Annotated in this window: 16 protein-coding genes; 8 read left to right on the top strand and 8 right to left on the bottom strand. The window is 62.1% G+C overall.

What is annotated here, in order from left to right:
- Positions 1 to 209 precede the first annotated feature (209 nt).
- The 4 genes from F3J19_RS23790 (at position 210) to F3J19_RS23775 (ending at position 5,079) form a co-directional block, all read left to right on the top strand.
- The gene (locus F3J19_RS23790) at positions 210 to 1,823 is read left to right on the top strand and encodes an MFS transporter (protein WP_167046963.1); all 1,614 of its coding nucleotides are present in this window, start codon (positions 210 to 212) and stop codon (positions 1,821 to 1,823) included.
- Between the two features lie 38 nt (positions 1,824 to 1,861).
- Positions 1,862 to 3,121: an FAD-dependent oxidoreductase gene (locus F3J19_RS23785; RefSeq protein WP_167046960.1), complete on the top strand. Its 1,260-nt coding sequence runs from the start codon at positions 1,862 to 1,864 to the stop codon at positions 3,119 to 3,121.
- Positions 3,122 to 3,269: 148 nt separating this feature from the next.
- Positions 3,270 to 4,370, top strand: a complete 1,101-nt coding sequence (locus F3J19_RS23780) for a porin (protein WP_167047209.1) — start codon at positions 3,270 to 3,272, stop codon at positions 4,368 to 4,370.
- 151 nt (positions 4,371 to 4,521) lie between these two features.
- Entirely contained in the window at positions 4,522 to 5,079 is a 558-nt protein-coding gene (locus F3J19_RS23775; protein WP_167046957.1) for an Rrf2 family transcriptional regulator, read from the top strand.
- On the opposite strand, the gene F3J19_RS23770 is transcribed toward F3J19_RS23775, so the two are convergent.
- The 4 genes from F3J19_RS23770 to F3J19_RS23755 form a co-directional block, all read right to left on the bottom strand.
- Positions 5,080 to 6,294, bottom strand: coding sequence for an NAD(P)/FAD-dependent oxidoreductase (locus F3J19_RS23770; RefSeq protein WP_167046954.1), 1,215 nt, complete (start codon positions 6,292 to 6,294; stop codon positions 5,080 to 5,082).
- A gap of 188 nt (positions 6,295 to 6,482) precedes the next feature.
- Positions 6,483 to 7,211 carry an alpha/beta hydrolase gene (locus tag F3J19_RS23765; RefSeq protein ID WP_167046951.1) on the bottom strand — a complete coding sequence of 243 codons (729 nt, stop codon included), beginning with the start codon at positions 7,209 to 7,211 and terminating at the stop codon, positions 6,483 to 6,485.
- A 108-nt stretch (positions 7,212 to 7,319) separates the two neighbouring features.
- Positions 7,320 to 8,276, bottom strand: a complete 957-nt coding sequence (locus F3J19_RS23760; RefSeq protein ID WP_167046948.1) for a helix-turn-helix domain-containing protein — start codon at positions 8,274 to 8,276, stop codon at positions 7,320 to 7,322.
- 89 nt (positions 8,277 to 8,365) lie between these two features.
- Positions 8,366 to 9,781, bottom strand: a complete 1,416-nt coding sequence (locus F3J19_RS23755) for a PLP-dependent aminotransferase family protein (RefSeq protein WP_167047207.1) — start codon at positions 9,779 to 9,781, stop codon at positions 8,366 to 8,368.
- A 96-nt stretch (positions 9,782 to 9,877) separates the two neighbouring features.
- On the opposite strand from F3J19_RS23755, the gene F3J19_RS23750 reads away from it, so the two are divergent.
- Together F3J19_RS23750 and F3J19_RS23745 are read left to right on the top strand one after the other, a co-directional pair.
- Positions 9,878 to 10,309, top strand: a complete 432-nt coding sequence (locus F3J19_RS23750; protein ID WP_167046945.1) for a GNAT family N-acetyltransferase — start codon at positions 9,878 to 9,880, stop codon at positions 10,307 to 10,309.
- Between the two features lie 73 nt (positions 10,310 to 10,382).
- The gene (locus tag F3J19_RS23745) at positions 10,383 to 10,817 is read left to right on the top strand and encodes a carboxymuconolactone decarboxylase family protein (protein WP_167046942.1); all 435 of its coding nucleotides are present in this window, start codon (positions 10,383 to 10,385) and stop codon (positions 10,815 to 10,817) included.
- A 76-nt stretch (positions 10,818 to 10,893) separates the two neighbouring features.
- Here F3J19_RS23745 and F3J19_RS23740 read toward each other — a convergent pair whose 3' ends face one another.
- Positions 10,894 to 11,454 carry an Rrf2 family transcriptional regulator gene (locus tag F3J19_RS23740; RefSeq protein WP_167046939.1) on the bottom strand — a complete coding sequence of 187 codons (561 nt, stop codon included), beginning with the start codon at positions 11,452 to 11,454 and terminating at the stop codon, positions 10,894 to 10,896.
- A 256-nt stretch (positions 11,455 to 11,710) separates the two neighbouring features.
- Positions 11,711 to 12,922, bottom strand: a complete 1,212-nt coding sequence (locus F3J19_RS23735; RefSeq protein ID WP_167046936.1) for a globin domain-containing protein — start codon at positions 12,920 to 12,922, stop codon at positions 11,711 to 11,713.
- Between the two features lie 256 nt (positions 12,923 to 13,178).
- Between F3J19_RS23735 and F3J19_RS23730 the strand changes: the two genes are divergently transcribed.
- Positions 13,179 to 13,652: an Rrf2 family transcriptional regulator gene (locus tag F3J19_RS23730; protein WP_167046933.1), complete on the top strand. Its 474-nt coding sequence runs from the start codon at positions 13,179 to 13,181 to the stop codon at positions 13,650 to 13,652.
- 165 nt (positions 13,653 to 13,817) lie between these two features.
- On the opposite strand, the gene F3J19_RS23725 is transcribed toward F3J19_RS23730, so the two are convergent.
- A complete protein-coding gene (locus tag F3J19_RS23725) occupies positions 13,818 to 14,375 on the bottom strand; it encodes an Rrf2 family transcriptional regulator (protein WP_167046930.1) in 558 nt (185 codons plus the stop codon).
- Positions 14,376 to 14,624: 249 nt separating this feature from the next.
- On the opposite strand from F3J19_RS23725, the gene F3J19_RS23720 reads away from it, so the two are divergent.
- On the top strand, positions 14,625 to 15,542 hold the full coding sequence (locus F3J19_RS23720; protein ID WP_167046928.1) for a LysR family transcriptional regulator: 918 nt from the start codon (positions 14,625 to 14,627) through the stop codon (positions 15,540 to 15,542).
- A gap of 17 nt (positions 15,543 to 15,559) precedes the next feature.
- On the opposite strand, the gene F3J19_RS23715 is transcribed toward F3J19_RS23720, so the two are convergent.
- Positions 15,560 to 16,822, bottom strand: coding sequence for a citrate synthase (locus F3J19_RS23715; protein ID WP_240159192.1), 1,263 nt, complete (start codon positions 16,820 to 16,822; stop codon positions 15,560 to 15,562).
- Between the last annotated feature and the right edge of the window lie 116 nt (positions 16,823 to 16,938).

Below are 16,938 nucleotides of genomic sequence, written 5' to 3'. Positions count from 1 at the left end.
GGGCGGGTTTATAGAAAATCATAATAATGCATATTGATTTCGATTTATAGACCTGCCCGGTGACCGGGTCTACCGTGCTGGAATCGGACAAGCGCATTCGGCTTGGCGATAGAGCGGTGCCCGAATAAAAGGGGCTGATCGTGATGTTGCATCGATCGAAGACTATAGCCGCCTTCTATATTCGCCATATTTAAAGAAAGGTAGGAGACATGGAAGTGGACAATACAGCAGTCGGCAGCAGGGATGGACAGCATTTGCCAAGACGGCATCGGATCGTACGGGGATCGAGAATCGTTATTGCCTCATCGTTCGGCGCGCTCCTGGAGTGGTACGACCTGTACATCTACGCGGCGCTCGCCGGTACGTTCGCCCATCTGTTTTTTCCACCCGGTAATCCGACGGCGGCGATGTTGTCGAGTCTGGCGGTTTTCGGCGCAGCGTTTGTACTCAGACCGATCGGCGCGATCATTTTCGGCTATATCGGCGACCGGATCGGGAGAAAGCGAACATTTGGCATGACCATCGTACTCATTGGCGGTGCAACGATGGGCATCGGCTTACTGCCGACGTATTCGCAGATCGGCGTTCTCGCGCCTGTTCTGCTGGTCGTATTGCGCCTCTTGCAGGGACTGGCACTCGGCGGCGAGGTGGGCGGTGCCGCCACGTACCTGACCGAGCATGCGGATAAGCGCCGCCGGGGGCTGGTCAGCAGTTGCCTGCAAATGACGGCGACGGGCGGTCTGGTGCTGTCGATCATCGTCGTGACGATGTCGCGTGCCTGGATGAGCACCGCGATGTTCGATAAGTGGGGATGGCGAATTCCGTTTCTCGTGTCGCTGATGCTTCTCTACACGGCCATCAAGTTGCGTGCGGGGCTGAACGAATCGCCGGTCTTCGAGCAATGCAAGGCTCAGGGAAAGCTCGCTCGCAACCCGATTGCCGCCAGTTTTCTCGACCGGCAGAACCTGAAGAAAGTACTCGTTCTGTTGTTTAGCGCGGCAGCGGGAGTCGGCGTGCTTTACGGCACCGGGCACTTCTATTCGTTCTACTTCGTGAGTACCGTCCTGAGGGTCGATCCCGAGACGACCAACGTCCTGATGGTCACGTCATTGATCGCAGCGGCTCCGTTCTATTTTGTGTCGGGGTGGTTGTCGGATCATTTCGGTCGAAAGTGGATCATGGTACTGGCCTGTCTTGCCGCCGCGCTCACGATTCAGCCGGCATTCAAGGCGCTCACGCACTATGCCAATCCGCAGCTGGAGAAGTTTCTGGCGGACACCGCCATTGACGTATCGGCTAACGACTGCACATTCCGCCTGTTCTCCCCAGCGGTTACTGCGTGCGATAAGACTCGCGACTACCTGAGCCTTGCCGGTGTCTCGTACAGAACGCAGCCCGCGGACGGCACCGGGATGGTCACGACGATCGGCTCGCAGCGGATTGAAGGGTTCGACGCCGCAAAGCTGAAAGCCGCGCTCGAAAGTGCGGGTTGGCGGGAACATGCCGACGAGACCCAGGTCAATAAGCCGATGGTATTTCTGCTGCTCTGGTATCTCATCATACTGTTGACCATGATTTACGGTCCGATTGTTGCCTTCATGGTCGAACTGTTTCCCGCGAACGTTCGGTATACGTCGCTTTCGCTGCCCTATCACATAGGAGCCGGCTGGTTTGGAGGCATGCTGCCGTTCGTCGTTTCGGCACTCAATCTTTCAGTCGGCAACATTTACGCCGGACTCTGGTATCCGATTGGTGTCGCCGCGTTGGCGTTCGTCGTTGGCGCGCTGTTTATGACCGAAACAAAAAATAACGACATCAATTAATCGGTTTAACTTCAATATTGTTTATTCGGAAAATCGTCATGAAGAGAATATTGATAATTGGTGGTGGGTTTGCCGGATTGTGGAGCGCCCTCGGGGCCGCACGCAAGATCGACGAACAGAACATGAACTCGGAAGTCGAAGTGGTGCTGGTGAATCCGACGGCCAATCACAGCATTCGGGTTCGGAACTACGAAGAGAATCTCGAGGAGACGCTGGTCCCTCTGGACGATGTGCTCGATCCGGCGGGCGTCTTATGGCTCAAAGGGGAAGCGACGGACATCGATTCCTCGGCGAAGCGTGTCACCGTGAAGGTCGACGGCGATGCCAGATCGATCTCCTACGACAGGCTCGTACTGGCCTCGGGAAGCCAGCTCGCCTACGCGCCGGTTGCCGGCCTCGCCGAACATGCGTTCGACGTCGATACCTACGCGGGTGCGAAGCGACTGGAACAGCACCTTGAAAACGTCGTGACGTCCACCGAGGCAGGGAGTCTGACCGCCGTCGTCATCGGCGCCGGCCTGACTGGAATCGAAATCGCGGCCGAATTGCCGAGCAGACTGCGCAGCCTCGCTGCATCTCGTGGAGATTCCCGGAGCGACGGTTCGGACATTCGCGTGATTCTCGCGGATCGCACGCCGGAGATCGCAACGGCTATGGGCGGTGCGCAACCCGTCATCGAGCATGCGCTCACCGAACTGGGCGTCGAGTTGATGCCGGGCATGGAGCTTCAGGCGGTGGACCGCAAAGGGCTGACACTGGCCGACGGAAAGCGAATCGACGCATCGACGATCGTGTGGTGCGGCGGGATGCGGGCCAATGCCTTGACGAAATGTCTTCCTGTCGAGCACGACGCACTCGGCCGCGTTCCCGTGAACGCATACATGCAGGTCGAAGGCGTTCGCGACGTATTTGCGGCAGGCGACGTGGCGCGCGCGCTTTTCGACGGCGAGCACGCGTCGGTCATGTCTTGCCAGCACGGTCGTCCGATGGGGCGATTTGCCGGGCACAACGTCGTCTGCGATCTGTTGGGTCTGCCGATGTTGTCGCTCGACATCGACTGGTATACGACCATTCTCGACCTCGGTCCCTGGGGGGCTGTCTATACCGAAGGCTGGGACCGCAAGTTGGCGGCGCAAGGAGCGCGGGCGAAGAAAGTCAAGGAGACGATCAATCGCCAACGCATTTATCCCCCGCTCACGAGGGATCGCGCGGCCTTATTCGACGCGGCGGCCCCGACAGTCCAGGCGCCCCCGCCTATTAGCCAGCAAAAGGGAGTGGAGTCGAGCGCGGAAGGATAAGCAGAAAATCTCAGTCTGAGATGGCAAAGATGACGGAAGCAGCGGGTCCGCGAGAGATTCCCTGACTTCCGTCACCGACAAAGAAAAAAACGAGACCCCTGGTTTGGAGACAGAAATGCGACTTTATATTTTCCGAAATACGCTCGGAATGGCTCTGCTATTGTCCGGTTATGCGCATGCAGCCGACTCTGTGAGCCTTTACGGAATCATCGATACAGGCATCGAATACGTTTCGCATGCGTCGGGCAATAGCGGGCTGGTCCGCATGCCGAGTCTGACGGGCGAAGTGCCGTCCAGATGGGGAATTCGCGGAAGCGAGAGCCTGGGCGGAGGGATCAGTACGGTCTTCACGCTGGAGAGCGGCTTCAATTCGAACAACGGCAGCCTGGGACAAGGCGGCCGGCTGTTCGGCCGCCAGGCCTTTGTCGGCCTCGATACGCCCTACGGATTGCTATCGTTTGGCCGCCAATACAACATGACGACATGGGCATTGGCGGATGCGAATGTCCTCGGCCCGAACATCTATAGCATCAGTTCCGTCGATCCGTATCTTGCCGTTGCACGTAGCGACAATGCCGTTGCCTATAAAGGCACCTTTCACGGTGTGACCGTCGGGGCGACCTACTCATTCGGCCGCGATTCCGCCGGCACGGGAAACACGCCGGGCCAGGGTACGTGTGTGGGTTCGGCGGCCGGCCATATGTCCCAGTGCAGTCAATGGACCGCGATGCTCAAATACGACAGTGCGAGCTACGGCGTTGCCGCGGCATACGACGTACAGCATGGCGGACCGGGCGCCGCCGTCAGCTTCTTCGACGGCATGCCGCCCACACCGTTGACCGGCAATATGGACAAGGACGTCCACACCACGATCAACGGCTATGGCATCTGGGGTTCGTTGAAGTTCGGCGGCGGATGGATCGGCCGGTACGTGACGACGGAAGGGCCCGCGCCCGAGGGACGCTATGACATGTTCTTTGCCAACGCCTCCTATCAGGTCACCCCTGCCTGTCTGATCGACGGGCAGATTGTCAGGATCGTCAATGCGCAGCAGGATACCCGAGCCACGATGGCAATCGTTAGGGGAACCTATTTTCTTTCGAAACGAACCTCCGTCTATCTCCAGAGCGGTTATCTGAGCAATAGCGCCAAGGCGAGCTATACGGTGAGCCTGGGCGGCGGCGGAACCACTCCGCCTGCGGGAACCAGCCAGCTTGGCGTGATGGCGGGTATCAGGACGAGCTTCTGAAGCGGAGATCGTCCATCCACGGAGCGGGGCATCCGGGCGACTTCCTGTGTTGCACGGACCCCGCGGACTCCGCGGACCCGTGGGCGTAACTTGCGTCAGGATGAGGACTCGTATAGGCTTTGAACTACGATCCAATAAATCCTGGTTGTTTATGTCCCACATCAGTTCCGGAGTCGAATACGGCTTGCATTGCCTGCTGTATCTGGCCGACTCCGATGTGTCCACCGGCGGGGCGAGCGTGCGCGATCTCGCCGAGTTGCAGGGTGTTCCCGCCGACTTTCTGGCGAAGCTCTTCACGAAACTCGCGAAGGCCGAAATCGTGGTCGCCACGGAGGGCATCAAGGGAGGCTTCAGGCTGGCCCGGCCCGCTGCTCGCATCACCGTTCATGACGTGGTCGTCGCGATCGACGGCGAGAAAGCCCTGTTCGATTGCCGCGAAATCCGCGCGCGCTGCGCAATATTCGGCGACGAAGCGCCGGGCTGGGCGACGCGCGGCGTCTGTTCGATCCACGCGGTCATGCAGGCGGCGGAAAAAGTGATGCGCTCGGAACTCAAGCGCCACACACTGGCCGATCTCGCTCAGCGTACCGAAAGCAAGGCGCCGGCCGCCTTCGGTACGCAGGTGGTGCAATGGCTCTCGGATCGGGCTGCCAACCGGCGCGGCGACAGGGCCGAACCGGTTAGCGGCCGCAGCCGCAAGCGTGCCTGATCAGGCCACCACGACGAGGCGCGGGTCCGCGCTTGCCAGTGCCGCGGCACGGTCGGCGCCGCTCGGCGGATAGATCCACACGCTGTTGATTTCCGTCTTCAGCTTCTTCGCTTCGGCACCGGTCAGCTTGACCTGACGGTCCCAGCCTTCCGTATAGACGGCGCCCCACGGCCCGAGGTCGAGGCAGGTCACGTACTTGGGCTGGCTGTACGGAATCGGCTCTTCGCCCAGCAGGTCTGCCGTGACGTTGTGGCCCGCCGAGCGGCCCAGGGCGATCGCGTGCTGGCAAGCCATCATCGTGTGGTTGCCTTCATCGTCGGTGGCGGCGCGGGCGCAGTCGCCGGTCGCATAGACGGCATCGAGGCCCTTGACCTTCAGGTTGCTGTCGACATGTAGACGTCCGAAGTTATCGCGCTCGGCGGGAATCTGTGCCGTCAGCGTGTTGGCGCGCGCGCCGGCGGTCCAGACGACCGTGTCGGCTTCGATGCGTTCGCCGCTTTCCAGCGTCACGCCTTGCGCGTCGATCGACGCCACGCCCGAGCCGAGCTTCCATTTCACGCCCAGTTCGGTCAGTGCCTGCGTGATGATCGGCCGCGGGCCGGGACCGAGGTCCGGACCGATCGCATCGTTGCGCTCGACCATGATGACGTTCACGTCCGCATCCTGGCCGAGAACCTCGCGCAGGCGGGCGGGCATTTCCGCCGCGGTTTCGATGCCGGTGAAACCCGCGCCGGCGACCACCACCGTATTGCGCCCGGCGCTTGCGGGGCGGTTTGCCAGGCCATGGAGATGGGTTTCGAGCCGCGTCGCGTCGGCGATCTGGTCGACGTTGAACGCATGTTCCTTGAGGCCGGGAATCGGCGGGCTGAACAGACGGCTGCCTGCCGCCAGCACCAGGCGGTCATAGCTCAATTCCTGACGCGAGCTGTCGGCACCGATACCCTCGACCGTCACTTTCTTCTTTTCGACGTCGATGTGGTCCACCTTGCCCTGCACGAACTCGACGCCGACGGTCTTGAAGAGGTCCAGCAGCGGAGCCTTCATGCCGCCGGGGTTTTGCTCGTAGAGGCGAGGGCGGACGTGCAGGGTCGGCTCCGGTGCGACGAGGACGATTTCCACGTCGGTGCGACCGACCATATCGAGCAGACGGGCCGAAGCCAGTGCGCTCCACGTACCGGCAAAGCCGGCGCCGATGACAAGAATCCGTTGTTTCATGTTTTATCGCTCCTGATCTGATGATCGAAGTTGAGGAAGGCATCACTGCTGCCGATAACTACGATTCTATTTGTCGTAGTTTGGATGCGCAAGCTTTTTTTCTGAAGGGCCACTCGGTCAAAAGGGAGAGATCGGCGGATGTACGCGGATCGGATGGCGCGATCGGCGATCCGCCGGGGTGGCGTGAATCAATCCCGTCCGGCTTCGATGATCGCCTGCGCGAGCCGCTGCGGCGCCGAAAACAGCGTCTCGTGGCTGCCGGGACATTCGACGAGCCGGAACAGTCCCAGCCGCTCGGACAGGCGCGGATGCCACGGCAGGCTATGCGGCATCGCGGTGTCCTGCTGGCAGTTCAGATAGGATTTGCCGAGCGGCAGCGCCGCGAGCGGGCGGCTCAGGGAGATCGCCTCGGTAAAGGTCCGGTACGGCTGAGGATTGAGCTGCGCGTAACTGGAGCGCGCGAGCGCGAGGTCTGCATCGTTGATGAAGCTTTCTCTCCAGACCTCGAACGGCAGCATCAGCGCATTGCCGTTGGCCGCGGCCATCGCGTCGAACAGCGCCGCGTGATGCGGCGGGACCAGATCATTCAGGCACTCGCCGTCCAGCGGCACGAACGCGTTCACATACACGATGCGCCTGAGCCGCTCGGTCAGGCGATCGGCCACGCCGGAGATCACCATGCCCGCGTAGCTGTGACCGACCAGTGTGATATCGAATAATTCGTTATCCTCGATAAAGTGGACCAGCGAATCGATTGCGTCGGCGAGTCCGGTCGTGGCGCGGTCGTCGCCGGGGCGGTTGCCCGCGAGGGTCGGGCAGTGCACGGTGCAGCCGGCCGCGCGGATCGCGTCGGCCACGGCTTCGAACTCCGCACCGGTATGCCATGCGCCATGCACGAGCAGATAGGTATCGGCCATTGTTTGCCTCTCGATGGTTTTCGGGAGGCTTAGTCTAATTCGCGGCGCGGCTGTTGGATCGTTTTGTTCCGCCAACGGGATCGTCCCACGCTGCCAGTCGAAGCTCGCTCAGCGAAACTGTCGACGCAAGGCCTGCGGAGTCGCACCGAGATGCCGGCGGCACACGCGCGCGAAATGGGACGGGTCGGCAAAGCCGGCGCGGTAGCCGACTTCCGCGATCGTCAGCCGGTCGAAGCGCGCTTGTTCGAGCAGTGCTTTGGCGGTCGCGAGGCGGTTTTCGAGTAGGGCGCTGGCGAAGGTCGTGCCGGTGCCGGCGAGACACCGATGCAGGCTGCGCTCGGAAATGCCGAGGCCTTCGGCCAGTTCCTGTGCCGTCACGCGGGGCTCGGTATGACGTTCGCGAATCGCGTCGAGTACGCGCGCACGCAGTTCGGCGGCGGCCGGTGCCACCGCAGGGCCGTGACTATCGCAGGCGAGAGCGAGGAGTGCGCCCAACTGGTCGGCCAGCAGCCGGGCGGGCAGCGGCGGGCGCATCGCCATCTCGGGGGTGAGCTCGCAGGCGAAGCGGCTCAATACCGAACCCCAGCCGCGATGGCCGTCGATGCGCCGCGCGACGTGGTCGCCAGGACGAGGGAGCCAGCGCTCCACCCAGGCGGTCGGCAATTCCAGCGAGAGCGTGTCGGCCGACGACATCAGATGAAACGCGTAGCTGCGGCGCGAATCGACCAGCAGCAGGTCGCCTGGCTGCAACGCCGCGCGGTGGCTGTCCTGCTCGGCGAACCACGCGAAGTCAGTTTTGCAAAGCAGATAGAAATAGTTTTCCCGCGCGCGGGAAATCGCACGCGCGGTGCGATACACATGCTGCGTGCTGCTCCGTACGCGGTTGATGCCGATGCCTTCGAGCGGCGCCGATTCCAGCGTGCCGTGAAACGAGCTTGCCGACGCGTCGACGGTCATTTCCAGAAAGCCTTCACAGACGGCCTCGCGCCAGTAATCGAGCCGCTCGCGCGGCGATACGGCATCGGTGCTCCAGCGGCGGGTTGCCGGCATTGTCGCCCTGTTCATTCGAATCCTCGTTGCTTGCCGATCCGGTCGGATGGCCAAGTCTAGAGCGTTGGCTGAAACTGTCAACGCGAACCGCCTCGCTCACACGCTCACAATACGTCGCGTAAACGCCGAACCGCCGCGGCCGCTTCTGCGGCGGTTGCGAAGTTGGCAAAGCCCATCAGCAGACCGCCTTGCGGCGATTTGCGCAGCCGCCAGTGACTCAGTGCGTCGACGGCGAGCCCCGCGGCCTGAGCCGCCGCTGTCACGAGTTTGTCGTTTTGCCGTGGGGGCAGGTGAGCGAGCAAGTGGAGGCCACCTGCCTGGGGCTGGATCTGCAGGGCGCTTCCCATCGTCCGCGTCAGGGCCTCGAACAGATAGCCTCGCCGCTCGGCATAGAGCGCGCGCATCTTGCGCAAGTGCCGGGCGAAGTGCCCCTGCGCCATGAAATCGGCGACGATCGCTTGCGGCAAGATGGAACCCGGGCCGGGAAGGTGGTCTGCCCTGTCCCTGAACTTGCCGACGTGCGCCTCGGGAACGACCAGATAGGCCAGCCGCAGGCCGGGGAACAGTACCTTGCTGAACGTGCCGGTGTAGAGCACGCGTCCATTGCGATCGAGGCTCTTGAGCGGGGGCAGGGGGCGACCGTGGTAGCGGAACTCGCTGTCGTAGTCGTCCTCGATGATCCATGCGCGGCGATGCCTCGCCCACTCCAGCAGTTCGAGTCGTCGCGGCAATGACAAGGCCACCCCCGTGGGGCTTTGATGCGTGGGCGTGACGACCGCGAAGCGCGCTTCGGCGGCGCTTCGCTGGCCGAGCGCCACGTCGAGGCCTTCATCGTCGACGGCGATCGGCGCGAGGCGCATCCCGGCGCGTTCCAGATGCTGCCGGGCGAAAATGTACCCCGGCTCTTCATACCAGCCGAGGTCGCCCTGCTGTAGCAACGTATGGCGCACGAGTTCGAGTGCTCCCCGGTAGCCCGCCGTCACGAAGACCTGCTCGTGCGAGCACGCGATGCCGCGCGAGATGCCGAGATAGGTCGCGATGGCATGCCGTAGAGGGGCGTATCCCGCGGGATCGGGGTAGGTCATGGCTACGGTTTCCAGGCTGCGCAGGTTGCGTCCGGCAAGGCGCGCCCACGCCTTGCGCGGAAACTCGTCCAGCGCGGGCAGGCCGAGCTGGAAGGGCCGCACCTCGCTCGCGGCGGCCTGCGGGCGGTGGGATTCGTGAGCGGAATGGACCGCGGCTCTCGCCTTGCCCGGCTCGGCCAGGTTCGCCAGCCGGGGAGAGACAACGGTTCCCGCAGCGCCTCGCGCGACGAAATATCCTTCGCTCGACAGCATCTGGTAGGCCATTTCCACCGTGCCGCGTGCGAGGTTCAGTTCGCTCGCGAGGCTGCGCACCGACGGCACGCGATCCCCTGGTTGCAGCTTGCCGGCAGCGATCGCTTCCCGGTAGCGCCGGTACAACTGCAGATAGATCGGCGCGTCTTGCTCCCGGCTCGGCTTCAGGTGCTGCAAATCCATGACAAATGCCCCATTAATTAATTCAGTTTTTGGACCTGTCGAATAGGCCATGATTGTCCTAAATTAGTGTCCGTATAACAACGGACACGAATACACATGAGCACCTTTCGATTGAGTCCTATCGATAGCGATCAGGACTATCAGGCCAGCTTTGCGGTCATGCGCGAATTACGCCCGCATCTGACCGACGCCGCCACCTTCACCGCGCAAGCGCGTCGTCAGGCCGGGCAGGGATATCGCTTGCTGGCCGTATGGCAGGGCGATCAGGTCAAGGCCCTGGCGGGCTATCGCCTTCAGGAAAACCTGTTGTACGGGCGCTTCCTCTATGTCGACGACCTGGTGACGGCTGCCGACGCTCGCGGCCACGGCTTGGGCGCCAGGCTGATCGATGCCTTGCGCGAAGAGGCGTGCAAGCAGAGGTGCACGAACTTCGTGCTTGACACGGGTCTCGCCAATTCGCTTGGACAACGCTTCTATTTCCGTCAGGGTCTTCTGGCCGTGGGGATGCACTTCCGTCAGCCGCTCTAGGTCGCGCACGTAACCGCGCACGTAGCGAACCCGACTTCGTTCTAGCAGCTTGCCTTGTTGTAGGAGATTTCTTATGAGTAGCCCGAAACGTTTGCCTTATCACACCCTCTCCCCCGAAGCCTACCGTGGGCTCGGCGCCACCAAAGTCGCGCTGGATAAAAGCAGTCTTGGCAAGGAGCTGATCGAGCTAGTCTGGTTGCGGATGTCGCAGATCAACGGCTGCGCCTATTGCCTGGAAATGCATGCCAAGGCGCTGCGCGCCGGCGGCGTGCCCGATAGCAAGCTGGATAGTCTCGCGGGCTGGCGGGTGAGCGAGCATTTCAGCGAACGTGAGCGTGCCGCGCTGGCCTGGACCGAGTCGCTGACGCACGTGGACCGCACACACGCTCCCGACGAGGATTACGAGCCGCTCAAGGCGCATTTCAGCGACGTCGAGATTTCGGACCTGTGCTTTGCCATTGCATTGATGAGCGCATTCAACCGGCTGGCAATCGGGATGCGGCAATAACGCGTGCCGCGCGATTCAGGCAATAGCGGCCTCGCGCAGAGTCGTGCCGCGCGACGCCACCGGGTGATCGAACCTGTCAGGTATCTTCGCGCGTGGTCGAGCGGGATCGCATTCCGGTGATGCGCGCATCCTCGCGCGCTTCATGCCGGCCGGCAAACCATGTGTGCACCTGGCTCGCAAAACCCGCCGGGATGCCTTTACCGAGAACCCCGGCTGAGAGCCGGGCGAGACTGGTTTTCGCCAGTTCGTCGCGCAGTACCTTCTCGGCATTGAGCATGACCGCATGAATGCCGCACACGCCCTGAGTTGCCCATCTGGGTGGCTTGTTGTCAAACAGGGCGCAGCGCCCTCTGACTTCCTGACAATCGAACAGCGCTTTGCGCCCCTCGACCGCATCCACCACGTCAAGGACGCTGATTTCCTCGGGCGCGCGGGCGAGGCGGTATCCGCCGCGAATGCCGCCGCTTGCTTCGACGATGCCGGCCTTTTCCAGCTTCGGGAATATCTTCGCGACGAACGCGGTTGGAACGCCTTGAATCTCCGCCAGATCGCGGCTGCTGGGCCGATGTTCGAGAGGAGCGACGAGCCAGAGAAGGCAGTGCAAGGCGTATTCGACGCCGGTTCCGATGTATGCCATAGCACGAAGTGCCTCAACAGTCTATAACGCAGACTATATCGGGTCGTATTATGGATTGCAAGCGAGCGCGGTGCGGGGCCACGCGTGGAGCGGGCCTCTTTACGCGCTCGCGCCCCGCAAGGAAGTGGACGTCAATGGGCCGAAACCTGCCAGATTCGATCGCGGAAAAGACACGCATCTGGCGTCGCCTCGCTCGATTCGACCCATATCCAGGCCTGCCGGTCTGACGCGGCGATCGGCCTGGATTCGATCGCGATTAGAGAAGATGGTCCAGAAGATCCGGTCCAAACACTTCGCGATGGATTTTGTCGGCCGGCACGCCTTGCGCCAATAGTGAAGCCCTTTGAGCCTGCATGAAAGGCAACGGTCCACACAGGTAGAAGGTCGCATTGGCGAGATCGGGATCTTCGGCAACCAGCTCGCCTGCTTCCATGCGTCCCGATCTTGTCGGCGCGTTCGCGAGCCCGGTCGCCTCACCGGACTCCACGTAAAAATGAAGCTTCAGGTGCGCAAGCGTGCGTCCGGCCGCCTCGATGTCATCGAGGTGTGCCAGGTAGGCGCGGCTTCTTGCCGCATGGGCAAATACCACCTTGCGATGGGTTCCCTGGTTCGCCAGCGCGTTGAGTACCGACACCATCGGCGTAATGCCGACACCGGCCGAGAGCAGGGCAATGGGGCCTTCGCCGTTGAGCGCAGGGGCGAAATCGCCGAAGGGCTGGCTGACTGCGAGCGTGTCGCCCGCCTGGATGTTGTCGTGAATCCAGTTCGATACCGCGCCAACGGGATTGGCGTTCACCCCCCTCTCGCGCCGTACCGAGATTCGCCATGCCATGCCATTGGGCGCATCCGAGAGGCTGTATTGACGCTGCTGGTAGACGCCGGGCCGCAATTCCACCACGACCGTCACATACTGCCCCGGGTGAAAACTCGCCGGCTGCTCGCCGGATTCCGGCACGAGCGTCAGGCTGACGATGTCTTCGGCCTGCATGACGCGCCCGGTCACTCGCATGATGTTGCGGTGGCCGGGAGCAACGCCGGAGCGCTCGTAGAGCCGGCTTTCCGCCGCGATGAGTTCTCCCGCGATCAGCCAGTAGGCTTCGTCCCAGGCTCCCAGCAACTCGGGCGTTGCGGCATCGCCCAGCGTCGTGGCGATGGCGCCGAGCAGGTGTTTTCCCACGATCGGATAGTGCGCGGAGGTCAAGCCCACGGAGGCGTGCTTATGTGCAATTCGTCCGAGGACAGGGGCGAGCGCATCGCTATTGTTGTAGTTTGCGGCATAGGCGAATACCGCGGATGCCAGGGACTGCTGCTGGGAGCCATTGGCCTGGTTGCCCATGTTGAACAGGTTGGTGAGCGACGGATGTTCCTCGAACATGGTTCGATAGAAGAGCTGGGTAATCGCTACGCCATGCTCTCTGAGCACAGGAACGCTTGCATCGATATAGGGCCTTGAATTCTCGGACAGCATGCGAATCTCCAGAAAGACATATTGAAAATGCATCAAATAAGGCAGAGAAGAACCGCGTCCCTGATCTGCTGGCTACTTGATACCGGTAAAATTCTATAAAACATGCATCAGAGATGCAACTTATTGTGTGTACATCCGGAATCTTGTCCCATAAAAAAGACGCATTCTTGGTACATGTTAAGATGCCGGCTTTCTACTAGGGGCGAGACGTCTCCCCTTGTAGCGCGAGTGCAAGCGCGTTCTTCGAGTGGATCCCATGAAGCTCACCGACTATACCGACTACAGTCTTCGCGTCTTGATCTACGTGGCCGTTCATCCCGATGAACCGGTCACGATCCAGCAGATCTCAGATGCTTTCAGCATTCCCAAGAACCACCTGGTGAAGATCGTCCAGAACCTGGGGCAGAAGGGATATTTGCTGACCATGCGGGGGCGCTCCGGCGGCATTCGACTTGGCCGTCCCGCCGTGGACATCAATCTGAAGGAGGTGGTGTGCGCCACCGAGCCGGATTTCGGCATGGTGGAGTGCTTCCGCGACGGCAATCGCTGCGTCATCACGCGAGTTTGCGGGCTGCGTGGTGTTCTGCATCGAGCCCTGCAGGCCTATCTGGACGTGCTCGACGGATATTCGCTGCAGGACCTCGTAGAGAAGCCCACGGCGATCAATCGCACGCTGTCTTTGGGGATACCGGTCGAGGACATTCGGCTGGCCAGCCGCAAGCCTCGATAAGTCTCGCGGCGGCTCATCTGGAGCGTCGTTTTGCCGCAGTCTACCGGTCGTCGCGCAGGCGATAGCCCTGCGTGACACTTCGAGCGAGGCGATGTTAAGTGGTGTTAAGCGGCGCCAGGTAGCGTTAACGCTGGCAACGCCGGCGGGCAACGCTGCCACACTGATTCAAGCCTGCTTGCGTGCTCTTGCGCGCGCAGACGCCGGCTTGTCATCAAGCCGATTAGCCGTGCGATCCGACAGCCATTTGACGACCTGAACCCCGTAGGCCGGGGGAGACTTGTCGGCGACGCGTCGAGCGAGGTCATCCAGTGTGTGCTGCTTCAATTCGCTGCGCATGGCTTTTTCCGCCGCCTGCATGACCGCGTGGACCGAGCAAACGCCTCGCGTTGCCCAACCGGGAGCCGCATGGTCGAAGATTGCGCAGCGGCTGCGGATTTCGCGGCATTCGAACAACGACTTGCCGCCATCGATGGCATCGAGCACGTCGAGCACGGTGATACGATTGGCCGACCGCGCCAGCTTGAACCCGCCTTTGACGCCTTCCGTGGCCACGACCAGCCCGGCCTTGGCGAGCCTGGTGAACAGCTTCGCCACAAACTCGCCAGGCAGGCCCTGAAGCTCGGCCAGATCGCGCACGCTGGCTTCTTCCGCGGCGCCGTGAGGGCGGGTCAGGTACAGCAGGCAGTGCAAACCGTACTCGACGCCCGTGCTGATGTGAGACATGATAACTAAGATAATTTTGATCGTAGTTATGAGGGTACACAACTTTGGCTTTGCCCGCAACCACTACATCATCATCGTATCCTGACGATTTTATAACTGCGACTTACATGATCGCAGTTATGGGATATACTTCCCGCGTAGCTCCTCTCGTCGATGTCCAGTTAAACAGGATGACGAAGTGCATTTGCGATTTCGCAGACCGGCTTAATTCTTGCCGTATGCGCCGCAAAGCGATAACCAGGAAGAGTCATGGATCTGCTGCGCAACATAAAAATTTTCAAGCGGGTGGCGGAAGCCTCGAGCTTCACCGCCGCCGCACGGCAACTGGAGATCACCACCGCCCAGGCATCGCGCGCCATTTCGGAGCTGGAGGTACACCTGCGCACACGGCTGTTACACCGCACGACGCGTCGCGTTGCGATGACGGAGGCCGGCAACCAGTATTTACAGCGCTGCGACGAGATCTGCTCGCTGATCGATCTTTCGGAGGACGAGGTACGTTCCACGCAGTCGTTGCCGGCGGGCGTGCTGCGCATTCATGCGCCGTTGAGCTTTGGTCAGACTTATGTGGTCCCGGCGTTGGTTCGCTACCTGGAGGCTTATCCCGATGTACGCGCCGATCTGACGCTTTCTCAGGAGACGCCGGATCTGATCGACGAGGGCTTCGACGTGACCTTGCGGATCACCAGCACGCAATTGCCCGATTCGGCGCTCGTCTCCACGCGCATCTGTACGATGCCGAGCGTGCTGTGTGCTTCGCCGGCCTATGTCGAGCGCGAGGGTACGCCCGAGAAGGTGGACGATCTGGCCGCTCATGCCTGTCTGCAACTGGTTACGCCGTATTTGCCGGTCAGCCGCTGGCACTTCGTCGGTCCCGACGGCGCGACGGAAATCGATCTGCCGCCGGGGCGATTGCGCTTGAACTCTCCCGAAGCGCTGGCGAGCGCGCTTGCGTACGGCGCGGGCATCGGACCGCTGCCGATGCCGTCCGCCGTGCCGTTGCTGACGAGCGGCAAACTGGTGCGCGTGCTGCCCGAATTCGAACTGCAGAGCATGACCATCTACGCGATGTACGCATCGCGCAAGTACCTGGACGCGAAGATCAAGGCATGGGTGGAATGCCTGCGTGCGTATGTGGCACAGGAGATTGGCGCAGGTCGTATCTAGAAGCGGGGGCGAACGCTTCAGTCGTCCGCGAGCGGGGCCGGAATGTACCTGGCGCGCGGGCGCAGCATGAAGGCCTGAGCGCGTTGCTCGACCACATGAGCGCCCCAGCCGGCCGTGCGCGCGAGAATCCAGAGTGCCGCGGCGCTGCCGCGCGGCATATCCAGCGCGCGGGCGAGCGTGACGAGCGCAAGAGCGAGGCCCGGCGTCATGTCCGCCTCGGCTCTCACGCGCTCGACGAACCTGAGCATGTTCGCGACGTCCGGACGATCGGCGCCGCAGCGCGCGGCGAGAGAAAGGATCAGCGCCGCGCGAGGGTCCCCGTGAGGGTACAGCGGATGATTGAAACCGAACAGCGCGACGCCATGATTGCGCACGAGTTCGAGCTTCGCCTCCAGCGCGCTTTCGGTACACGTTTCGAAGAGTTGTGTCTCGACACGCGCCGTTCCCGCACCCGTCGCGTAGCCGACGTGCGCACCGATTGCCGAGGCGATGCAGTTGTAGAGGCTCGCGTCGCTGGAAGCGGCCACGCGCGCGGCGAACGTTGCTGGCGCGAGTTCGTGATCGGCGAGTACGACCAGGGTGGCGTCGACGGCCGCGACGGCCTGCGGCGTCAGCGCTGCGCCGCTCGCGCGCAGCGCGTGCGCGGCGAGACGCTCGCCCGGATTGCGCGCGGCATGGCTGCCTTCCGGTGACAGATAGCCGAAACATCCCGCGAAGGTTTCCAGCATCGTCCTCAATGCGGGCATCGCGGCGCCGTGTGCTATTTCGTGCTGGTCGCGTCCCCGCGTACTGAGCGCGATCGCGAGCATCGCCATGAAGTGGCCGATGTCGGCAGGAGTCATCGTGCGGGAATGAGCGTGCAGTAAGGTTGCCACATCGGCGGGCATATCGACGGCGGGCCAGTCGGCCTCGGCTTCCTGCCAGTTGCCGGTCACGAGAAAGTGCGCGACGACTTCGAACGCATGCCCGCCCATGGCGAGATCGATGGCCGGACGATTGCGGTAAACGGGGCCGCGCTCCTCGATGCTGGTGATGGACGACATCACCACCGGTTCGCCCCAGCGCATCGACGTCGCGGCCGTGACGGCGCGAGGCAGGCGTCCACGACCGCGTGCCGCGAAGCGTTCGACGTCTTCCCGCGCATAGAGATGCCGGTTCGTGCCTTCCGCGGGGGTGCTGCGAATCAGGCCACGGCTCACATAGGTGTAGAGCGTCGCGGTTTTTACGCCTAGCGTCGCGAGTGCCTCCTCCCGGGTCAGGAAATCCTTCTTCGGTTTCATGGTCGATTTTCAGAATCAATCTTGATCGACTTTCGGCGAGTTCCTAGTATCACTGCCGAGATCGATTGATCGAGTATAGCTGCGAACCCAGGCGGGGCGAAGGCAGCCCGGTAATG

The organism is Burkholderia sp. Ax-1724 (assembly GCF_011752995.1).
Classification (GTDB): domain Bacteria; phylum Pseudomonadota; class Gammaproteobacteria; order Burkholderiales; family Burkholderiaceae; genus Paraburkholderia.
The sequence above is the reverse complement of the archived record's forward strand: the minus strand, read 5'-3'. Positions and strand labels throughout refer to the sequence as shown.

Excerpts from the sequence above, each read along its gene's own strand:
- F3J19_RS23775 (WP_167046957.1), top strand. The coding sequence starts at position 4,522 with ATGTCCCACATCAGTTCCGGAGTCGAATACGGCTTGCATTGCCTGCTG.
- F3J19_RS23765 (WP_167046951.1), bottom strand. The coding sequence starts at position 7,211 with ATGGCCGATACCTATCTGCTCGTGCATGGCGCATGGCATACCGGTGCG.
- F3J19_RS23735 (WP_167046936.1), bottom strand. The coding sequence starts at position 12,922 with ATGCTGTCCGAGAATTCAAGGCCCTATATCGATGCAAGCGTTCCTGTG.
- F3J19_RS23715 (WP_240159192.1), bottom strand. The coding sequence starts at position 16,822 with ATGAAACCGAAGAAGGATTTCCTGACCCGGGAGGAGGCACTCGCGACG.
- F3J19_RS23770 (WP_167046954.1), bottom strand. The coding sequence starts at position 6,294 with ATGAAACAACGGATTCTTGTCATCGGCGCCGGCTTTGCCGGTACGTGG.
- F3J19_RS23780 (WP_167047209.1), top strand. The coding sequence starts at position 3,270 with ATGGCTCTGCTATTGTCCGGTTATGCGCATGCAGCCGACTCTGTGAGC.
- F3J19_RS23760 (WP_167046948.1), bottom strand. The coding sequence starts at position 8,276 with ATGAACAGGGCGACAATGCCGGCAACCCGCCGCTGGAGCACCGATGCC.
- F3J19_RS23720 (WP_167046928.1), top strand. The coding sequence starts at position 14,625 with ATGGATCTGCTGCGCAACATAAAAATTTTCAAGCGGGTGGCGGAAGCC.
- F3J19_RS23740 (WP_167046939.1), bottom strand. The coding sequence starts at position 11,454 with ATGGCATACATCGGAACCGGCGTCGAATACGCCTTGCACTGCCTTCTC.
- F3J19_RS23730 (WP_167046933.1), top strand. The coding sequence starts at position 13,179 with ATGAAGCTCACCGACTATACCGACTACAGTCTTCGCGTCTTGATCTAC.
- F3J19_RS23785 (WP_167046960.1), top strand. The coding sequence starts at position 1,862 with ATGAAGAGAATATTGATAATTGGTGGTGGGTTTGCCGGATTGTGGAGC.
- F3J19_RS23750 (WP_167046945.1), top strand. The coding sequence starts at position 9,878 with ATGAGCACCTTTCGATTGAGTCCTATCGATAGCGATCAGGACTATCAG.
- F3J19_RS23745 (WP_167046942.1), top strand. The coding sequence starts at position 10,383 with ATGAGTAGCCCGAAACGTTTGCCTTATCACACCCTCTCCCCCGAAGCC.
- F3J19_RS23755 (WP_167047207.1), bottom strand. The coding sequence starts at position 9,781 with ATGGATTTGCAGCACCTGAAGCCGAGCCGGGAGCAAGACGCGCCGATC.
- F3J19_RS23790 (WP_167046963.1), top strand. The coding sequence starts at position 210 with ATGGAAGTGGACAATACAGCAGTCGGCAGCAGGGATGGACAGCATTTG.
- F3J19_RS23725 (WP_167046930.1), bottom strand. The coding sequence starts at position 14,375 with ATGTCTCACATCAGCACGGGCGTCGAGTACGGTTTGCACTGCCTGCTG.